The organism is Actinokineospora inagensis DSM 44258 (assembly GCF_000482865.1).
GTDB lineage: Bacteria > Actinomycetota > Actinomycetes > Mycobacteriales > Pseudonocardiaceae > Actinokineospora > Actinokineospora inagensis.
This window is the reverse complement of record NZ_AXWW01000032.1, coordinates 1-19,070: the sequence shown is the minus strand read 5'-3', so window position 1 is coordinate 19,070 and position 19,070 is coordinate 1. Positions and strand designations below refer to the sequence as shown.

Genomic DNA, 19,070 nt, shown 5'->3' with positions numbered 1-19,070 from the left:
CACCGACCTCAACATAGGCGTGTTCGATGACGCGAAGGCCGCCTTGGACTGGGCCGACACCGAACGCGCCGCCCTTCTCGCTGCTCGGCGGGCACCCACCTGTGGGGCGAAGAGAGCCCTTGCCAACGTCGCCGAAGATCTAAGTACATGCTCCCATACGAGCTACTGAGTGCTCCGATGCGCCAGAAAGGTGCCCACGAGTGCCGCCGGGCATCCTAAGACGTCGTTGTCGGCATGTACTGGGCCACGGCCACTTCGCTCGCGTTCGCTTGCGCGACTTAGGGGTCGCTGGGAGCACGCATGTCCTGGCACTGGCAGTGGGTGCATGGTTCGCCAAGGCTTGGTGAACCATCGTGGCAGGCCCAGTCGTGTCCGCACAGGCAGAGGATGCCGCCGATAGCCACGCTGAATGCACACCTCTCGCACCCGGTCACCGATTCCGCCGGATCACCTTGGGCACCAGCGTCGGGTGTGAGATCGTTGTCTTCGGGCCGGATGAATGGTTCGCGGGCGAGGAACTCTGCGCGTCGTTGCCTCATTTCGGTCTCTGCGTGGCCAGGTGAGAGCGGGGGAGCCTTCAGGGGCCACGGCTGGCAGTTCAGCGAGCGCAGCACCTCGGTGACACTCTCGATCATCGACCACGGTGCGCTCGGTGGGGTCTGATAGGCGTGCGTGATCGCGTTCACGAACTTGGTCCGGGTGCGCTGTAGTTGGAGTGGGTCGAAGATCAGCAACACTGGACGAGGGGTGTACGGCGGATCGATCACCAACCCGACATGCCCGGCGTGGGTGATCAAGAATGGCGGCTGATCATACGGCACCATTCGCAATGCCTGCGGCCAGTCCTGATCCAGTAGCCACTCGTGGATGTGCTCGGCGAGTGCGTCCTCATCGGACGGCGCGGGCGCCGACCCCACGAGCGGGCCAATGATCTTCCAGTAGTCCTCCTCAGCATCGCGGACGGACACCTCCATTCCACGCAGAAGCTCCTCGCCCAGGTTCGCTGGCACCACCACGCGAGCTGGCAGCACTCCTGGCTTCTGCGAGCCAGCCCGCAACGTGAGCATCCCGGAAGCCGCGCCGATCTCCAGGCCATTCACAGGCACCACCCACCTGTGGGATGGCCGAGAGTCTCGCTTCTTGGTCCGCGCGCCTTTCCCCACAACCACCTCCGAATAGTAGTCAATCAGACACATAGAGTACTCGCGGCTGCTTGTGGGCGGTCCACCCCCGGTTGGATGAGTCCCCCTCGGTCGAGTCGCAGGTCGCAGACCACACTCTTGGGCCTTGAGGTCGCGTGTCCGGTCCGCGTAGTCGCGCGGTCCTGTTATGCCACCGTGCTGCAGGAATCGCTGGACGGGCGCGAAGCCGGTAGGGCACAGCGCGGTCACGCATCGCACATTGTCTTCCCTCGGGCGTAGCGTGCGAGGTCATCGTGAAGGAGGTTGCCGATGGTCGATCACACTGCGGGCGGAGGGTCCGCTTCCAGGCTGGGGCGTGATGGTGCGGTGCGCGGGAAGATGATCGGGGTGGGGTCGCACATCGGTGACAGTGGTGTCGCACTGATTCACCTGATGGTGAACCGGATGGGGTTCGTCTGGCACGAGCGCTCCGGGACTCTCGACGCCGGGATCGACGGGGAGATCGAGTTGCGGGACCCGTCGACCGGCGAGGTTGCCAACAGGATCATCCTCGTGCAGAGCAAAGCCAGCGATCGACCATTCCCGGGGGAGACGGATCGGGGATTTCACTTTCTGTGCAAACCGGCGGATGTGGACTACTGGATGAGTGCCGACAACCCGGTCCTGTTGATCTGCTCGCATCCCCAGACGGGTGAGGCGTGGTGGACGCACATCCAGAGCTGGTTCGACGATCCCCACCACCGCGCGTCTGGCCGGGTGGACTTCGACAAGGCGACCCAGCGCTTCGACCAGGACGCGGCGCACAGGCTGCTCACCCTCGCCGACCCGCACGGCCGCGCCCACGTCGCGGTCGCGGAGTACCGGGAGGAGGCGCTGACCAGCAACCTTCTGCCGGTCACCATCCCCGCCTTGCTCTACAGCGCTCCGACCCGGTACACAGACCCGCGCGAGGTGCTCGCCCGGCAACGCGACAGCGACCCGGCCGCCCTGCGTCACGACTTCATCCTGCGCAACGGACACGTCCACACCTGGCTGCCACCAGAGGAAACCGCCCTGCGCCACGTCACCACTGGCCCCACCGGCGCCGTCGAGACCGCGGAGTGGACCACCGACCCGGCTCGGCAACGCTGGCTCGTTCAACTGCTCAACGCTGCTCTTCGGTGCGATGTGGACGTCGACTGTGCCTGGCACGGCGGACGCAAGATCGTCTACTTTCGGGCCACCCCCGATCTCGCGCCCCGTCACCTCCGCGGCGCGAGTGGTCGACAGCGGCTGGTGTTCCATCCAAGGTATAAGAAGAACGATCCCGAGACGGTCGGCTACTACAAGCACGTCGCCCTGCAGTGGCAGTTCCTGGAACTGGAGGGCCGGTGGTACTGCGCGCTAACCCCGACCTACCACTACACCCGAGACGGATACCGCGACTCGCTGTTCCTCTCCGAGCATCTCGCAGGCATCAAGCGGCTCGACAGGAACCTCGCCGTCCACGGCCAGACCGGCATGTGGGCGACCTACCTGCGCGGTGAGCAGGGTGTCCTCGACCCGCGTGAGACGATCCTGTCCTGCGGCGAGTTGGTGAGCTTCACCGCCGACCGAGCCATCAACGACGCCGCCTGGCTCGACGACCCCCGCGCTGGCGATGCCGACGACCTGGACGCCATCGTGACCCTTGCCGCGCCGGACGGTGACGAGCTGGCCTTGTTCGAGGTGGAACCGTGAAGCTGACCATCCTGGACGAACCGCCGCTCGAGTTCAGCGGCGGTGCCCGCCACATCGACCCACGACACGGGATCGCCGACTACGGTCCCGCCGACGCGACCAACACGGCCGTGCGCACCATCAAAGTCGGCATCGTTGGCACACCCGCCTCCATCCAGGGCCTTCGTCGCTGGCTGGACGGTTGCCGCCGACCCATCGCGGCCAAGGACAGCAGGCTCGGGCGGCTGTTCGTGCCGTTTCCCGGGTTCGACACCAGCGCCGGGTTCCGCTCGACCCTGGTGTGGGACTCCCGGCTGGAACGAGCCATCCGCGAACGCGACCTCAACCGACTCGCCGACCTGTCTCCCCAGGCCGCGGTGAAGGCCGCGGTGGAGCTCTACGCCACCGAACTCGACGTCCTCGACGAGGAACCGGCCTGTGATGTGGTGCTCATCGCTCGACCCGAGCAACTGCCCGAACGCTCCGCGCCCGAGCCCGACCCGGACTCGCCGTGGAAGAAGGCCCGGCCCGGTGAGCCGGTGGACGACTTCCGGGCCGTGCTCAAGGCCGCGGCTATGCGCTACAGCCGGCCCATCCAGATCATCCGCCGCACCACCTGGGACCCCACCTTCACCCCGACCGGCCGGAGCAAACCGCGCCTGCAGGATGCCGCCACCCTGGCGTGGAACCTGCACACCGCCCTCTACTACAAGGCCGGTGGGGTCCCGTGGCGGCTGCCCCGCGAGTCCGACGACCTCCACAGCTGCTATGTCGGTGTCACCTTCTATCGAAGCGGCGACCTCGCCTCCCTGGAGACCAGCGTCGCCCAGGTGTTCAACCAGCGCGGCGACGGCGTCATCGTCCGCGGCGCCGCGGCCAAGGTCTCCCACCGTGACCGGCAACCTCATCTCACCGAGCGCGACGCCCACGGCCTGCTCACCGATGCCCTCCGCCGCTACCGCCAGGAACACCACCACCTGCCCGCGCGCGTGGTGATGCACAAGACCTCCTCCTACACCCCCGAGGAGACCGCGGGGTTCTTCCGAGCCGCTGCTGAGGACGTCGACATCGACACCACCGAGCTGCTCTGGTTCCCCACCCACGACCCGGTCCGGCTCTTCCGGTCCGCGACGCACCCGCCCCTGCGCGGCACCCTGCTCAGCCTCGACGCCCACCATCACGTCCTCTACACCCGCGGCAGCGTCCCCTTCTATGGCACCTACCCCGGCATGTACATCCCCACCCCACTGCCATTCCGCATGGTCGACACCGAGTCCAGCCCCGAACATCTCGCCGAAGAACTGCTCGCGCTGACCAAGATGAACTGGAACCAGACCCACCTCGACGCCCGACCACCCATCACCCTGCGTACCGCCAACCAAGTCGGACAGATCCTCCGACACCTCGGCCCACAAGACCGACCACAAGGCCGCTACGCCTTCTACATGTAGTCCGCCGTGTGAAACAGCCGGTGTTGTAACGCCTACCTAAAACAAGATCATCTTGCTGGTACGGTCGGGCGATGCGGACTGACGTATTGGTAGTACCGACGTATGACCTGGGGTTGTCGGCTGTCGATCACGTGGTGGGAGATCCACTGACCGTGGTGTGGCAGGCGTCGTTGAACGAGTTCCACACCCGCGAGACTCGGTTGGCCTCGGTCGCGGGGACGGCTGTGCTCATCTCCCCGGAGAACGGCGTGCTCACCCTGGGAGCGAAGCCGCCGAACCTCAGAACCGATGTCTGGCCGGGTCCCGTGCGGTTCGTGGGGGTCAGCAACGGCTGGGCAGGTGATGCCGGTCGACGAGTCCGCACAGATCTACCGGTATGCACCAGGTCGGCTTCCGCAACTGGTGTGGCAGGCGAACTCTCACCCGTCCGAGACAAGCGTCGTCGGCTTGGACAGCGGGTTTCTGCTGTCGTCGTTCTTCGACGGCGAGTCCTACGGTCGTACGCGGTTGATCGAGGCTGCGGGCAGTCGTGTGGTGTGGGAACGTCCGGTGTCCCTCGCGCCGACGTTGCCGGTCGGTGGCCAGTTGATTGGTGAGGTGTACGGTGGCGCGAAGGGGTTGCTCTCCCTCGACCACCTTCTTCTCTGGGTGATCGCCGAAGAAGGTCACAATTGGTGTCGAGCGCGAAGAGGGCGCTCTTGGTGGCTTCGCTGCAAGTTGCGCGTACTCACGTCGTCCTCGCCGGGGAACCGTCCGTACCCGGATATCGCCCTAGCGACGACCACCGACACTGGGCTGTGCCTCCTGGCCGGGACCCGTCCACCTTCAGAAGTAGCGTGGCTAGCCTCTGGCGAGTATTCGCGTGCCCGGACTGGATGGTCCCGCTATCTAAGGTAGGCGGTGCAGGGAGATTCGCATCTGGTGTCGCAGAGGTGGTTGGCCTGGAAGTGTTTCAGTATGATGATGGAGCGCCTGGTGTTCTCCTCGTCGTCGCAGATGCCTAGTTTGTCGCAGATGTTAGATACGTGCCGGTCGACCGTCTTCCCGCTTAGCTTAAATTGCTTCGCGATACCTTTGTTCGACAGGCCCTGCGCGACGAGCTCCAAGATTTCCAGTTCGCGGGATGTGAGCGCGGAGAGGATTCCCCGCTGGTACTTCGGGTTCATGACGCGCTTGACTATTTCGGAGTCGACACTGACGCCGCCGTCGTCGATTGTCTTGAGCACGTCGCGCAGGATGGTGGGGTCAGTGACGCGGTCCTTGATGAGGTAGCCCCGTCCGCCGGTGCCGTCGCAGGCCAGGAGGCGGAGGGCGAATTGCGTCGAGTTGAAGCCCGATAGCAGGAGTAGACCGATCTCCGGGTTCTCGGCGTGGATCCGCTCGGCGGCGGTCAGGCCGCCGTAATCGCCCGGCGGCATCATGACGTCAAGGATCACTATAGATGGCTTGTGGTCCCGTACCTCCCGCACGATCGCGTCGCCATCGCAGGCTTGGGCCACGACCTCGACGCCGAACCGCTCCAGCAGGAGAACCAGGCCCTCCCGGAACAGCGGGATGTCATCAGCGACAGCTACTCGCACGGGATCCTCGCTTCGATGAGAGTACCGGACCCTGGCGGGGAATCCAGCGACAGTCGACCACCTACCGACTGGACCCTGTCCCGCAGGCTGACCAGTCCTATCCCGCGGTTCATGTCCGCGCCGCCGATGCCGTTGTCGGAGATCGTGAGTTCAAGGCCGTTCTCGCGTATCGCGGTCATGATCACGACCTGGTTCGCAACCGCGTGCTTGATGATGTTGGTAAGCGCCTCGCAGATGATGAGGTAGGCGATGTACTCAACGGAGATGGGGGCGCGGGCTGAGCCGAGGTGCAGGTCGACGGAGATGGGTTGGCGTTCGACGAGGGCGTGGATGGCGCACCCCAACCCGTTGCGGGCCAACTCCGGTGGCGCCAGGTCGTGGATCAGGTCGCGGAAGGCGGGCAGGATGGCGGACAACTGGCCTCGCGCCCGTTCGACGCTGTCGGCCGCGGCGTCGTCCTTCACCTGTTCGCCCGCCAGGGCCAGGCACATCCCCAGGATGTAGAGGTGTTGCTGGACGCCATCGTGCAGATCCCGGCTGAGCCGCTGGCGCTCCTTCCACCGCTCTTCTTCGAGGCGCCGATACAGGGCGCGCTGCTGTTCCCGGTTGGCCCGCTCGTGGACCTGCAACCACACGGCGAGCACGGGTTGCCTCGGTGCCGAGACCGCGTCCCCGAACAGCGCCACCTCGCCCGCGAGTTGCCTGTCCGCGACGAGCACCGCCATCGCGCGGTCCCCGCCCGCGTGGAGCTGGATCGCGACCTTGTCCGAGTCCTCTTCGGGCGGTTCCACCGTGTGGCCGTCCGAATTGACGTAGACGCCCTGGTTGGGCGAGCGGTAAAGGATGTCCAGTCGGTCGTCGCGCAGCGCGCGGCGCAGGGCTTCCCGCAGGACCTCGGGCGGCGCGTCCGGGGGAAGCCGCGCGAGGGCATCGGCGACCGCCGCCTGGATGAACCTCCGTCGGAGACCGCCGACCACCAATCCGATGGGTGCCGCGACGACGAGCAGACACCCCTGGACGCAGAACACCAGGTCAACCAAGCCTTGATCGACGCGCGGGGTGTAGATTCCGCTGGACAGCAGCAGAAACCACGAAAAGGCGCCGGTCAGCGCGAGCGCGACACCGGATATCAATACCGGGATCAGCGTTTTCCGGGCCACGCCCTTGTACCGACGGTAGCGGATCGACATGACGCCGAGGAACCCGATGCCGAAACCCAGGGCGACGTACTCGAAGTAGGGCAGCGCGTCGTAGGTCTCCCCGGTGAGAACCAGGTAGATCTCGGGGCCGCCGAGGCACAGGCCCTGCACCACCAGGTATCCGCGTTCCAAGCCCTCCAGGCGTTGCTGGGGGTACATCAGGCAGGCGCACGCGCTTACCCACCAGAAGACCGTGCTGCCGATCATGGACAGGTGGATGGTCAGGGGCGTGCCCCACTCGTAAAGGTAGTTGGTGGGCCAGACAAGCCCGGCGACCACCAAGAGGATCGAGGTGGCGCCGCCGCGGCCCCGGCCCAGCTCGTCGTTGAGGACGAGCAGCGACCCGCAGAACGACACCGAGACGAACACCGGAACCAGCGCGAAGCCTGGCGCCCGCTTCCACAGCGGCCACGCGCACAGCACCGACACGGCGACCGCGACCAGCACAAGCAGTAACAGGTTGACCTTGGCACGACGGCCGAGCAGGCGCGCGATCGCCACGTTCACCGGCGATGACCAGGAGCGCGGCACAGGCATGGCGCTATCGTTGCACCTCGACCCCCCCGATGTCCCGGGTCGGGTGCGGCTTTGGGTGATCTACCCATCGAGTGCTGAGCAGGCGCGTTACCGGCTGACCCGTGGAATTCGTACGAGAACCTGCGACTTGTTCGACTGTGCCTCGACACTGCAGTCGATATCGTCGTACCACGAAACGATCGTCCGATTCTTCAGTAAGAAAGGCATAACACGACGATGCTCTCCAAGCGTCTCGCCGCCTCGGCGGCCACGATCGCACTGCTGACATCCGGAATGGCCGTCCTGGGCGCGTCGGAAGCGGCTGCCGCCGCTCCGTGCGGATTGAGCTACTCGGTGGGCGACGTGCCTGGCGGTCCACTGAAAATCGTCTACTACACGATCCGCAACTGCCACTCCTACACGGTCAAGCGCAAGCTCGACATCGCCGGAACCACGGACGGCCCGTGTCACACCATCGGCGCCGGAGACACCATCTCGGCCACGCGCATCATCGCGGGCTGGGCCGCGGTCCGCGACATCAAGCCCTGCTGAGGCCGTTCAAACCGGCGCCAACGGTGATGTGAGCACAGGCGCGTCGTCCTTCGGCCCGTGACGCGGTCCCCGGTATGCTACAGCCGGGGACTGCGTCATCGGAGGAAGCGATGCCAGCTCGACTCGAACTGAGCCGGGTTGCCGAGCAGCCTTGCGGTCGCAACCGTGGAATGGTCGCAACTGAGCAGGCTGCCCGCAGCACTGATCCGGATCTGCCCGGTGCTTGACCCTAATCTGGCTGTTCGTAAGGATCTCTCTGCTGGCCAGCATATGGGGCTCCAAAACTCGGCTCGATAACTCGGGCCTGCGGGGTGAGCTGTCAGGTTGGGCCTGGTGTGCCCAGATGGGGGGTAATGACTGGGTGTCGGTGGGTTTTGCGGCTGCTGGGATGTTGTCTGCGGCGTTCGAGACTGGTGATAGATGAGTGCTCACCGACCTGCGGCTCCCGAGCTAGCCGTACGACGCATTTGACCTTCTGCTGGATGCTGTTGCATGTCGTTGAGCGCTGCTTAAAGAGCCTTTATGTGTGAACTATGTACGGCATATCGTGTTGACCTGCGGAATTGGTGTTTCCGCAGGTCAACACGAGTTCGTTCAATTTTGTCAAGTGCCGCTCACGGCTGTTCTGAGCGCATTCTTGCTCCCCATCGTGCTCCCGACTGGATGCGGCTTCACGGGGGCCGGACAAAGTCACAGTTGGTCCAGGTCGGCTTGGTAGGGCTGGAGGGGTGGGCGGGGCAGGGAGGTGAGGAGTGCGGCGATGCGCTTTATCGCTTCGGTGGAGAGGTCTGTGTGGGCGGCGAGGCTGCTGGGGATGGTGTCGGTGGGCAGGCCGAGGTCGTGTAGTTCGGTGAGGATGCGGCGGGCGTCGCGGAGGCCGGGCTTGTCGGCGTAGCCGTTGTTGCCTGCGAACACCAAGTCGTCGAGGTGTTCTTGCACAGCTTGGTCCGCCGGGGTGGGAAGCCCGGTGGTCAGGTCGATCGCTCCGACCTGGCCTGCCCAGCCCCGGATCGGTGTGTCTCCGAGTTCCCACACGCAGATGGCCGACGTTGCCATCCGCTGGGCTGCGCGCAGTGCCTTAAAGGTCGGGCGGTACGCCAGAACGGGTCCCGGGGTCGGTGGGCCGGCGCTGCGGAGGCTGAAGTGGGTGGTGCCGCGGGTGAAGGTGTCCAGCAAACCGTCGGAACCGATTCGTAGTTCGTCGGTGAACAGCACGGCCGGTGCGCCGATTCGCCGCTGTTGTGCTTCTAGCCAGTGCGATACCAGTTGCCACCCCGCCTGGTGGGTTTCGGGGAGGTGGGCTGCGGTAGCCATGCTGCGGCGTCGAACCGCGCGATTGTCACCTGCCTGCTCCTTCGCCTCGGACCATCGGGTAGGCGACCAGAGTAGATGACGGTGCCGACACTTCATGGAGCCGCGCGTGCGGGGCAGGCGAGCGGTCTCTGCACGTGCTGGAGAAGCGGTCATCCAAACAGAGCTCGCCACATGTCGATGGCTTCGCGGGTGATGAGCGTGGTGGGGTGTTCAGGTCCGAGAACGCGCTGTTGGTCGGGTTGCAGGGCTTCCAGGGCGGCTATGGCTCCCGTCAAGTCGCCTGCCTCGTTGCGCCAGATGGCGATGGTGCCGCGGATGTCGAGGGTCTGCGGGTGGTCGGCGCTGAAGACGCGCTCTTGGTCCTGGAGGAGTTCCTGGAACGCCGCGATGGCGCCGTTCGGGTCGCCTGCCTGCCCGCGTACGGTGGCCAGCGCGTAGCGGCAGGCCAGTGTGTAGGGGTGGTCCGCGCCGAGAACTCTCAGCATGTCGGGTAGCAAGTCATCGAGTGCCTGTGTGGCCTTCGTCGGGTCGCCTGCCTCGGCTGTCCAATGAGCGATGTTGTGTCGGGTCATCAGTGTCTTGGGGTGGTCGGGACCGAGCACTCGAAGGTGGTCGACCAGCATGTCCTCGAACGCCGCGGTGGCACCGGCCGGGTCTCCTGCGTGTCCTCGTGCGGCGGCTGCGGCCAGTTGGCCGTCGAGGGTGGTGGGGTGGTCTGGCCCGAGGACTCGCACGAGGTCGGGCAGCAGTTCGTCGAACACGGGGATCGCTCGGGACGGGTCATCCGACTCGGCCAGTGTGATGGCGTGGTTGGCTCGGGTCTTCAGTGTGAGTTCATGATCGGTTCCCAGGACTCGCAGCAGGTCAGCGAGCAGATCCTCGAATGTGTCGTGCACCTGCGCCTGCTGCTCTGTGTGCCGCAGCCAGGTGGTGAGGTTGGCGCGGGTGACCAGGGTGGCGTGGGCGTTGGCTCCGAGCAGCCTGGTCTGGTCGAGCACCAGCTCCTGGGCAGTACGGATCGCGTCGTGCACGTTGCCTGCGCGGGCTTGCCAATGGGCCAGGTCGTTGCGGGTCGTCAATACGTCGGGGTGGTCTGGTCCCAGGACTCGTGTCCGGTCGGAGAGCAGCTCCGTCAACGCGCGCACCGTGCCGGTGCTGTCGCCGGTCTCCCCTTGCCAGTGGGCGGCCTCGGAGCGCGTCGTCAAGGTGTCGGCGTGGTCAGGTCCCAGGCGGTGATTCGCGGCGGAGTGCAACGAGCGAAATCGGCTGACCGCGGAGGTGACCATGCCGGTCGCGCCGAGGCTGCTCGCTGCCCGAAACAGCACCTCGTGCGCACCGTCGTGCCAGAGGTGGTCGTCGCAGTTGGTCGCCAGGGCGTCGGTGTTCGCCCGGAGTACCTGGGTGAGCGGCGAGTTCCGCACGACGTCTGGCCACAAGTGCAGGAGCCCGTCGGCCGTCGCGCGTGCCAGCGTCTGGAGCTTGTCCGGGGTCACGTCGTCTCGCGCGGCTCGCTGCACCAAACCGTGGACTCGTACGACCGGCCCGTCCAAGATGACCAGACTGACCCGATGCAAGCACCGCAGACCATCCTGGACATCCTGACCATTGACGGCCCGTCCGGCCCGCTCACCCAGGTAGCTGACCACGCTCGGCGCCCTGAACAGGCCCACCGGAATCCCGTCGGGGCTCAGAAGCGCAGCCACGTCCAGCAGAGGACTCGCCAGGCCAACGGGTGCGAGTCGGTCGGCGAGCTCGATGGACAGCGACCATGTCGCGGCGACGGTCACTTGATGCGCGTCCGGCAGGGCCTCCCTTTCTGGCAACACGGCTGCCAGTCGTACTCGATGATCGGCCAACCGTCTCATGTAGGCGGTGCAGGACAGTTCTCGATCGAGCATGTACGTGGCGGCCTGAGCCAGCGCCAGCGGCAAGCATCCCAAGGCTGTGGCCAGATCAATGCTGCCGTCCAACAGATGCCGTCGCCCCTCCACGACACTGGCCAGATACGCCTCCGCTTCCGCGCTCGTGAACGGCTCCACCTCGAAGACCCGGCCTTGGGCCTGCAGCGCGGCGTCGCGACGCCGGGTCGTCACCACCACTTGCCCCGTCGTGGAGGATGCGGGCCATAGCTCCACGAGGTCTGCCGGTGTCCGGACATCGTCGAGGACGACCAACCATCGCATCGACGTGCTGGCCAACCAGTCGAGGAACCGTCGCGCTCCGTCGTCCGGACGGGCGTCCTCGACGCCTGTCACATCGGCTGCGACACGCGCGTAGCTGGAGATCACCGCGTCCCGCGTCCCCGCGCTGACCCACACCAGAAGGTCGATCTCACCAGCCGTCCACGCACGTTCGGCATACTCGGCCGCGAGTTGGGTTTTGCCCGTGCCCCCCATCCCCGACAACACGATGGTGTCCACGAGCGGGGCAAGAGATTCCGACAGCGCACGGCGCTGGAACGACGCCGCTCGCAGGGGAAGTGGACCCGCTCGGTGAGGAAAACTCACCGTCGCCCTGGCTGCCGCGTGGTGATGCTGGTGTACCCCGCCCTCGATTCGCCCCGCCTGCACCAGCAACCCGGACACCTCGCCCATCACCGAGTTGACCACGCCGCTCCGCAGCGAGTCTTGCCTCGGCTCCGTCACCGCCCGGTCCTCCGCCGAATCGGAGGCGGGGTCGAGTCTGTCGGCACCTTCGCGTGCGGAGTCATCCAAGGACACAAGCTGGACCTTATCCTGTGGGGCGAAGCACTGGACGCTACGCGCGCTCGCCACGGTGAACGGCGCTATCGCGGCGTGTTCGCCGCGATAGCGTGAACGCGTGGCGAACTCAGTTGGGCTTGATGAATGGCCGGAAGGACGGAGGAGGAACCTCCTGTCGAGGATGGCGTTGAAGCTGGACCACGACGCGGTCGACCGCCATGTCCGCGACGCCATTGGAACCGAGTGTTCTCTGCGTAGGCGCCGGTGGGGCGGTATGGCACTCCGGGCGGTGTTGGGTGATGACGGGCGCTACCACCTGCTCGAGGGCACGTTTCCGTTGTGCTCGGGCGGTCGCAAGCCGGACTTGCTGACTCCGGCCCTCTTACCGCTCGACAACGTCCACACCCGTCGATTCCGCTGGTACACCGATGGAACCCACTATCGGGAGCTTCCTCCACGCCGCCGCCGCGGGCTCGGCAACTTCGACACACCCTGGGATCAGGAAGGGCCTACTCCGAACGGACACGAGAAGTCACCTGGACGGTTCAATTCCAGGATAAGGAAGTCGATCCCGCACATGTCTCGGCGAGCGTGCGATGCTACTTCCTCGGTGGACGTGCCGCCTGGCCACCGGATCTCGACACATCCACCCCGCTCGGACGCATCCGAGCGACATTGGTGGACCTGGCGGGATCGGCCTGCCACGCATGCGGCCGCGACTTCGGCACGGTGGTGGACCACGACCACTTCACCGGAGCCGTCCGCGGGCTCCTGTGCACGCACTGCAACAACAACATCGACAAGTGCCCGCATCTGTCCGTGTGTAGGTGGGCCGACTACCTCAACAGCCCACCCGCGGAGCATCTCGGCATCCGGCACCCCGACGCGACCAAGGCAAGCTCGTGGAATAAGGACAGAATAGAGCTGATGGGCTTCGACCCATTCCCCAAAGGCCGGTAGCTGTCTCATGCGCCGCTGTGCATCGTCGCAGCCTAACAGCCCGGCGGCGGTCTCGGCTGAAGCGACGGCACCGCGGGGCGAACAGCAAAGACCGCTGGCTGCGACTCCGCCACCGTCAGCAAAGCCACCGCCCAAGCTGTCCTCGGCCCGAACGCCTCACCGTACGCCGACTGGACCGAATCGGCGGAGTCATCCACGAGTACCGACACGCCTCCTGAACTGCGCGGACGTAGTTTTCGGCACGCGCAGGGTGGTCGGGGGTGTAGTGGTCGCGTTCGTGTTTGCGGGTGAGGATGCCGGTGACGATTTCGAGGTGGGGGTGGTAGTCGTTGGCGAGGGTGAGTTTGCGGAGGCCTTGGCCGGGGAGGCGGCCGTCGAGGGCGGCGTCGGCGACGCGGTCGGTGGTGAGGAGGCAGCCGTGGAGGAGGTGGGTGGTGAGGAGGTTGAGGCCGTAGTTGAGGGAGTCGATGGTGGCGATGACGTTGAGGGTGGAGTGGTGGTCGGGGCCGTACCAGTGGGTGAGGAAGTCGGCGAGGAGTCCTGCGGTGGGGGTGAGGAGGGGGAGGGTGGGTAGTTGGGTGGCGGTGATGGGGGTGTCGGGGAGTTCTCGGGTGGTGAGGTTGGTGAGGATGGCGACGTGTTCTCGGTGCCATTCGAGGAAGTCGTAGTCGTGGGTGGGGGTTTGGTTGGGTGGGGCGGCGAGGCTGCCGCAGACGATGTCGACTTTCTTGCTGTCGAGGGTGCGCCAGAGGTCGCGGGTGCGGACGTGTTCGATGGTGAGGTGGATGCCGCGGGCTTCGAAGTCGTGGCGGAGTGTGGGCCAGATGGCGCCGAGGAACTGGACGGTGAACTCGGTGGTGCCGAAGGTGACGGTGGATCCGAGTCGTCGTCGGCTGTGGTGCAGGCTGTTGTTCCAGTCCGAGAGTGTGCTGTGCGCCAGGGCGACCAGTTCTTCCCCGGTGGTGGTGAACAGGAAGTCCTTGCCGCGGCCTTGTTTGACCACGAGTGCCTCGCCGACGAGTCGGGTGGCGGTCTTGTTGAGGTGGTCGAGTTGTTTCTGCACGCTGGATTGCTCGCGTCCGAGTGCGCGGGCGGCGCGTTGGGCCGTGCCAGTGGCGTGCACGACGGCGAGGGTGCGGAGTTGGTCGAGGCTGAGGTCGAGCAGGTGAGGCGGGCATCCCAGTAGCGCCGTGAGGGTTTCCGTCGCGCCGGTGTCCGTGCCAGGCATGGTTCTCCCCGCGGGTTCGTTGATGTTCGTGGGGACAGTTGGGTTGTCGTTGGCCGCAGTTCGCGTGGGGGTGGCCCAGAGATGTTCGCCGAGACATCGCGGGTCGCGCTACTGTCCGAGCGGACATCATGTGGGTTTTCGCCCGTTCGGGCTCTTTCGGTGTACCGCTTGGGGAAGCGAGGTTCCCGATGACCGCTCGCAGCATCGCCACCGACGAGGTGGCGTCGTCGTGCTACTTCCGCACCACGGTGGAGCAGCCGTTTCGCAAAGCGCTGGTCCAGATCAACGAGGACTGTAATTTGCGCTGTGCGCACTGTTTCGTCTCGGCGACGAGGATCGGTGGGCGGATGTCGCTGGAAGACGTTGTGGGGAAGGTGATCCCCGGGTTGGCGGCGTCCCGGGTCACGCGGGTGACGTTGACCGGTGGCGAGCCGTCGATCCATCCGGAGTTCCTGGCCATCGTGGCCGCGTTCCGGTCCGCGGGGATGAGTGTCGGGGTGTGCACCAACGCCACCGCGCTCGACGACGCCCGGATCGGCGCGCTGGCTGCCCTGGGGGTGCATTGCAATGTGTCGTTGGACGGGTTCGCGGCCGAGTCGCACGGCAAGTTCCGCGGTGACCGGGCAAGTTTCGCTGTCACTGTCGCCACCGTGGCCAAGCTTGCCGCGGTGGGGATCTTGCAGGGGTTGTTGTGCACGCCGAACACGTTGGCGCAGAACGAGGAGTACGCCCGGCTCTGTGCCTTTGCCCGCGTTCACGGTGCCCGCTATGTGTTGCTCAACCCGCTCGGCAGCATGGGCCGCGGCGTGAAATCCCGGGCGAGGTTGGCCAAGACCACCCTGCACATGCGGGAGATCTTCGAGCTGACCGCCCCTTTCGACGGCCCGGACCTCGACGTCGCGCACATCCGTTTCCCCAACACCGCCGGCCGCCCGCTGGCCGGGTGCGAGGCGGGCACGATCATCTACGTGTTCACCCCCGGCGAGGTCACGGTGTGCCCGTACCTGGTGTTCGCAGCCCGTACCCCCGGTGCTCGACATGCCGACACGGAGTTCATCGTCGGCAACATCCTCACCGATTCCGACATCGCTCAACGCCTCGACGACTACCGGTTCCACGACCGCTACCGGGTCGGCGCCAACCCGACCTGCGCGGCGTGCTCCCTGGGCTCGGGCTGCGGCAAGGGGTGCCCGGCAGCCGTCGTCGCCGCGGGTGGACGCATCGGCGATGTCGACACCGAGCAGTGCCCGATCACCGCACCCGCGGATGGGCGCAGGCTGTTGCCGCTGACGTCCGCGTGAACACCACTCGGCTTCCCGGCCTGCTACTCACGTTGGACGGGCCTGGTGGTGTGGGCAAGTCCACCACCGCTCGGCTCGTCACCGAGACGCTCGCGCGTTCGGGCCTGCCTGTGCACTCCACAGCCCAGCCCTCCCGCGCCCGCCTGGGTGAGCTGGCACGTCACGGAACGGACACCTACCGCGGCATGGCCCTGGCCTGCCTGTGTGCGGCCGATCGCCACCACCAACTCGATACCGAGATCCTGCCCGCCCTGGTGGAGGGCGCCGTGGTGGTGTGTGACCGGTATGTCGCGTCCTCCCTGGTCCTCCAAGGGCTCGACGATGTGCCCACGGAGGTGGTGTGGCAACTCAACCAGGGCGTCTACCAGCCTGATCTGTCGGTCGTCCTCACTGGCGACGCCCAGGTCATCAGCGCCCGCCTCAGGGCACGCGGCGGCCACAGCCGCTTCGAACGCGCTCCGGACAACAGCCTCCGCGAGGTCCGGTGCTATCTCCGAGCCATCGACAACCTGCGCGAACGGGACTGGTCGGTCACCTCGGTGGAGGCCACCACCGACCCACCGGAGACAATCGCCGCGGCCATCGTGTCCCTCGTCCACCACGCCCTGACCGAGAAGAGCGCGGCATGCCCCTGAGCCTGATCACCGTCAACGTCGGCGCCCCCTCCCTCGACCGCGCCCAACGCCAACTGCGCTGGCTCACCCACCGGTCTGACGACGTCCTGGTGCTCACCGAGACCAAAGCCACCGCGGGCAGCCACTACCTCGCCGAGGCGTTCACCACCGCCGGATACGCGGTCACCTTCCCCACCCACGGCCCCGGCGAGCTCGGCGTGATGATCGCCAGCACACTCCCGACCACCCCGGACCCGCTCAACGCCGCGCTCGACTACCTGCCCGCACGCGCCACCGGCGTCATCATCGACACCACGGACGGGCCTCTGCGCGTGATCGGCGCCTATGTGCCCTCACGAGATGCCGGCGCCGAGAAGACCGAACGCAAGAAGAAGTGGATCCGGCACTTCACCCAGGCTCTGACCAGCACAGCGGGTACTGCTCCGCTGCTGTTGCTCGGGGACCTCAACGTCCTCGAACCGCACCACCAACCCCCACACCGGGGCCAATTCGCTCCATTCGAGCACGACTTCTACGCCGACCTCACCCACCGCCACGGCCTACGCGACCTGTTCCGGCACGTTCACCCACACGAGGTCGAACACAGTTGGGCACGTCGACCCGAATTGGGCTACCGCTACGACCACGCCCATGGCACACACGCACTGGCCGACGCGCTGCTCGCGTGCGACTACCTCCACGAGACCAGGACACTCGCCTCCGATGGCACGCGACTCACCGACCACTCCGCACTCTCGGTGCGCCTGGCCCTGACCGCCACCACACGCCTGCTAACGTCCGATCCCGCCACGGCGGCCACACTCGCCGAGCCGGAACCGACCCTGTTCTGAACCCCCACCACGGTCCGGCAGGCACACCACGCCCGCCAGCGGACCGCGAGGACCAGCCCACGCCATGCCCACCCGCACCACAACACCCCGCATCGGCGCCCGCGTCCTCCTACTGGACCCCACCGACCGCGTCCTGCTCATCCATGCCCTCGACCCCACCGACCCCGACCACCACTGGTGGGAACTCCCCGGCGGCGGCCTCGACCACGGCGAAGATCTCCACACCGCGGCACGCCGAGAACTCGCCGAGGAAACCGGAATCCTCCTCACGCACCTCGGCCGCAAACTCTGGACACGCGAAACCCGCTTCCACTACAAAGGCCGCGACCACCACCGCATCGAACACGTCTTCCTCGCCCGAACCCCCACCACAACACCCCAGACAACACCCACACCCACAGCCAACGAGAAGACCGGGCTCATCGAACGCCGCTGGTGGCCACTCCAGGAACTCCGCCACTGCCACGACAAACTCCTACCCCCCACACTGCCCACCCTCCTACACGACCTCCTCACCCACCAGTTCAGCCCAGAACCACTGACACTCGCCGACTAACCGGCCCCACTGCCGTCGGGAACCTGAACGTGGCGGTGCTGGACGTCCAGCCTCGATGATGGCGTCGCGGCAGGAGCCGCCACCGTCAGCGGCGTCGTAGGCGCGCCGCGCGGAGGCAGGACACCCAACCGGGTGATATCGGTGCCGCGATCACCCGCGACGCCTACGACAACTGCTCGCCTGAATACTTGATGGCGTGCTGGCCCAGTTGCGCCGCGGGCCGCGAGGACAGGTGTTGAACTACGGCATCAATGTCCTGGAGGAGGCAGACGTCGTGACCGGTCATTACCGGTGGCCGGAGATGGAGACGTCAGAGCGCCTTCCCACGGTGCCCGAGGCCGCTGCGTCCGCTGGTGTGTGTGAAAGGGGCCGGTTGCCCGGTCCGGGTGGTGTTCTTCGCGAATTCGTGGGAGCCGCTCGTGTCCCACGTGCTGGCCGCCTGTTGGGGTGGTGGCAACGGCTCCACGGTCACAGTGCTTGAGTGGGCGTCCCTACCTGCGACCTTGGTGAGCACCGCAGGAACCCAGCAGCGGGCTGCTTGTCGTGTGGATGCCCCGGAGGCGACGACATTGACTCGCGGCGGCGGTCGATTGTGATTGTCGGCCTTGACCGGTGTGTTCGTGGGAGTGGGCGGTGTGGGTTTCTGCCGGTCGGGGTCGTGGTGGGTCCTCGACCGGCAGAGGTCTTGCGGCTGGTCAGGCCACCGGTGTGGGGGCGGGGTTGGCTCGGTTGTCCTGCCGCTGGTTGAGTTGGTTGAGGGCGTGGGTGGCCTGGGTGATGAGTTCGTGGATTCGGTCGTGGTCGATGGTGAGGTGGATGAGGTTGCCGTTTCTGGTGCCGATGGTGAACTCGGCGGTGTGGGGGGTCAGTGCGCAGTTCCCGACGATTTGGCGTAGAGGTCGATTTCGGGGTTGTGCATGGGTGTGGCCTTCCTGGTGGTGGTGACGCCGGTGTGAACGTCGCGCCGGCACCGGGTGAGTGGGGGGCGTGTGTTCGGGGTGGTGGAGCGCGATGTCGGTCGGTGGCCTTGGTGGCTGGTGGGTGTTATGTGCTGGGTGTGTTGATGGCGCCGGCGGCGGCTTGGTGGGGCCAGTGGAGTGCGTCGTTGCCGTGGAGCACGTGTCCGCGGATGGTCGAGCATTCGCGTGTGGTGGGGTGGGCGAGTACGTCGATGAGGAGCAGGCTACCGAGGGGGATGCCGCGGACGGTGATTTCCGGTCCCTTGTGGTTGTCGCCTCCGACGATGTCGATGTTGGCCTGGGCGAAGGTTTTGTGCCAGTGCAGGACGGTGGTGGCCATGGCGGCGAGTGTGTCCACCTGGACGTGTACGGCGACCTGGTCGTCGGTGGGGTCGACTCCTGCTCGCAGGCGGAGGGTGATTTTCTCGGGGGTGGGCAGTCCGTAGC

Annotated in this window: 16 protein-coding genes; 8 read left to right on the top strand and 8 right to left on the bottom strand. The window is 66.3% G+C overall.

Annotated features, from left to right (window positions below):
• Positions 1-278: 278 nt before the first annotated feature.
• Positions 279-1,100, bottom strand: coding sequence for a hypothetical protein (locus tag H504_RS0114055; RefSeq protein ID WP_026423304.1), 822 nt, complete (start codon positions 1,098-1,100; stop codon positions 279-281).
• Between the two features lie 351 nt (positions 1,101-1,451).
• On the opposite strand from H504_RS0114055, the gene H504_RS0114050 reads away from it, so the two are divergent.
• Positions 1,452-2,861 (top strand): DUF4365 domain-containing protein, encoded by a 1,410-nt coding sequence (locus H504_RS0114050; protein ID WP_084467687.1) that lies wholly within the window; start codon positions 1,452-1,454, stop codon positions 2,859-2,861.
• Positions 2,858-4,291, top strand: coding sequence for an argonaute/piwi family protein (locus H504_RS0114045; protein WP_026423302.1), 1,434 nt, complete (start codon positions 2,858-2,860; stop codon positions 4,289-4,291). Before H504_RS0114050 ends, H504_RS0114045 begins: the two co-directional genes overlap by 4 nt.
• Positions 4,292-4,418: 127 nt before the next feature.
• Here the strand turns inward: H504_RS0114045 and H504_RS43625 are convergent, their stop codons facing one another.
• From H504_RS43625 to H504_RS0114035, 3 genes are all read right to left on the bottom strand, one after another.
• Entirely contained in the window at positions 4,419-4,547 is a 129-nt protein-coding gene (locus H504_RS43625) for a hypothetical protein (protein WP_281173622.1), read from the bottom strand.
• A gap of 628 nt (positions 4,548-5,175) precedes the next feature.
• On the bottom strand, positions 5,176-5,871 hold the full coding sequence (locus tag H504_RS34955) for a response regulator transcription factor (protein ID WP_051385825.1): 696 nt from the start codon (positions 5,869-5,871) through the stop codon (positions 5,176-5,178).
• The gene (locus tag H504_RS0114035; RefSeq protein WP_084467685.1) at positions 5,862-7,607 is read right to left on the bottom strand and encodes a sensor histidine kinase; all 1,746 of its coding nucleotides are present in this window, start codon (positions 7,605-7,607) and stop codon (positions 5,862-5,864) included. Before H504_RS0114035 ends, H504_RS34955 begins: the two co-directional genes overlap by 10 nt.
• A 216-nt stretch (positions 7,608-7,823) precedes the next feature.
• On the opposite strand from H504_RS0114035, the gene H504_RS0114030 reads away from it, so the two are divergent.
• On the top strand, positions 7,824-8,138 hold the full coding sequence (locus H504_RS0114030; RefSeq protein WP_026423300.1) for a hypothetical protein: 315 nt from the start codon (positions 7,824-7,826) through the stop codon (positions 8,136-8,138).
• Between the two features lie 690 nt (positions 8,139-8,828).
• Here H504_RS0114030 and H504_RS0114025 read toward each other — a convergent pair.
• Positions 8,829-9,452, bottom strand: a complete 624-nt coding sequence (locus H504_RS0114025) for a hypothetical protein (RefSeq protein ID WP_157440392.1) — start codon at positions 9,450-9,452, stop codon at positions 8,829-8,831.
• A gap of 149 nt (positions 9,453-9,601) precedes the next feature.
• The gene (locus H504_RS34950; protein ID WP_245614244.1) at positions 9,602-12,022 is read right to left on the bottom strand and encodes a tetratricopeptide repeat protein; all 2,421 of its coding nucleotides are present in this window, start codon (positions 12,020-12,022) and stop codon (positions 9,602-9,604) included.
• A gap of 810 nt (positions 12,023-12,832) precedes the next feature.
• On the opposite strand from H504_RS34950, the gene H504_RS42400 reads away from it, so the two are divergent.
• Positions 12,833-13,114 carry an endonuclease domain-containing protein gene (locus H504_RS42400; protein WP_035304329.1) on the top strand — a complete coding sequence of 94 codons (282 nt, stop codon included), beginning with the start codon at positions 12,833-12,835 and terminating at the stop codon, positions 13,112-13,114.
• 115 nt (positions 13,115-13,229) lie between these two features.
• Here the strand turns inward: H504_RS42400 and H504_RS34940 are convergent, their stop codons facing one another.
• On the bottom strand, positions 13,230-14,342 hold the full coding sequence (locus tag H504_RS34940) for a LysR family transcriptional regulator (RefSeq protein ID WP_084467679.1): 1,113 nt from the start codon (positions 14,340-14,342) through the stop codon (positions 13,230-13,232).
• A gap of 188 nt (positions 14,343-14,530) precedes the next feature.
• Between H504_RS34940 and H504_RS0114005 the strand changes: the two genes are divergently transcribed.
• The 4 genes from H504_RS0114005 to H504_RS0113990 all read left to right on the top strand — a co-directional run bounded on the left by H504_RS0114005 (position 14,531) and on the right by H504_RS0113990 (position 17,664).
• Positions 14,531-15,643, top strand: a complete 1,113-nt coding sequence (locus H504_RS0114005) for a radical SAM protein (RefSeq protein WP_026423298.1) — start codon at positions 14,531-14,533, stop codon at positions 15,641-15,643.
• Complete coding sequence (gene tmk / locus H504_RS0114000; RefSeq protein ID WP_026423297.1) at positions 15,640-16,278, top strand: dTMP kinase; 639 nt, start codon at positions 15,640-15,642, stop codon at positions 16,276-16,278. Before H504_RS0114005 ends, tmk begins: the two co-directional genes overlap by 4 nt.
• Positions 16,269-17,108, top strand: a complete 840-nt coding sequence (locus H504_RS0113995) for an endonuclease/exonuclease/phosphatase family protein (RefSeq protein WP_026423296.1) — start codon at positions 16,269-16,271, stop codon at positions 17,106-17,108. Before tmk ends, H504_RS0113995 begins: the two co-directional genes overlap by 10 nt.
• Positions 17,109-17,172: 64 nt before the next feature.
• Positions 17,173-17,664 (top strand): NUDIX hydrolase, encoded by a 492-nt coding sequence (locus H504_RS0113990; protein WP_026423295.1) that lies wholly within the window; start codon positions 17,173-17,175, stop codon positions 17,662-17,664.
• 1,044 nt (positions 17,665-18,708) lie between these two features.
• On the opposite strand, the gene H504_RS41980 is transcribed toward H504_RS0113990, so the two are convergent.
• On the bottom strand, positions 18,709-19,070 hold a 362-nt coding region (locus tag H504_RS41980), incomplete at its 5' end, for a hypothetical protein (protein WP_035304328.1).

Coding starts and splice junctions, on each gene's coding strand:
- H504_RS0114050 (WP_084467687.1), top strand. CDS start 1,452: ATGGTCGATCACACTGCGGGCGGAGGGTCCGCTTCCAGGCTGGGGCGT.
- H504_RS0114035 (WP_084467685.1), bottom strand. CDS start 7,607: ATGCCTGTGCCGCGCTCCTGGTCATCGCCGGTGAACGTGGCGATCGCG.
- H504_RS0114030 (WP_026423300.1), top strand. CDS start 7,824: ATGCTCTCCAAGCGTCTCGCCGCCTCGGCGGCCACGATCGCACTGCTG.
- H504_RS0114025 (WP_157440392.1), bottom strand. CDS start 9,452: ATGGCTACCGCAGCCCACCTCCCCGAAACCCACCAGGCGGGGTGGCAA.
- H504_RS34940 (WP_084467679.1), bottom strand. CDS start 14,342: ATGCCTGGCACGGACACCGGCGCGACGGAAACCCTCACGGCGCTACTG.
- H504_RS0114005 (WP_026423298.1), top strand. CDS start 14,531: ATGACCGCTCGCAGCATCGCCACCGACGAGGTGGCGTCGTCGTGCTAC.
- H504_RS0113995 (WP_026423296.1), top strand. CDS start 16,269: ATGCCCCTGAGCCTGATCACCGTCAACGTCGGCGCCCCCTCCCTCGAC.
- H504_RS0113990 (WP_026423295.1), top strand. CDS start 17,173: ATGCCCACCCGCACCACAACACCCCGCATCGGCGCCCGCGTCCTCCTA.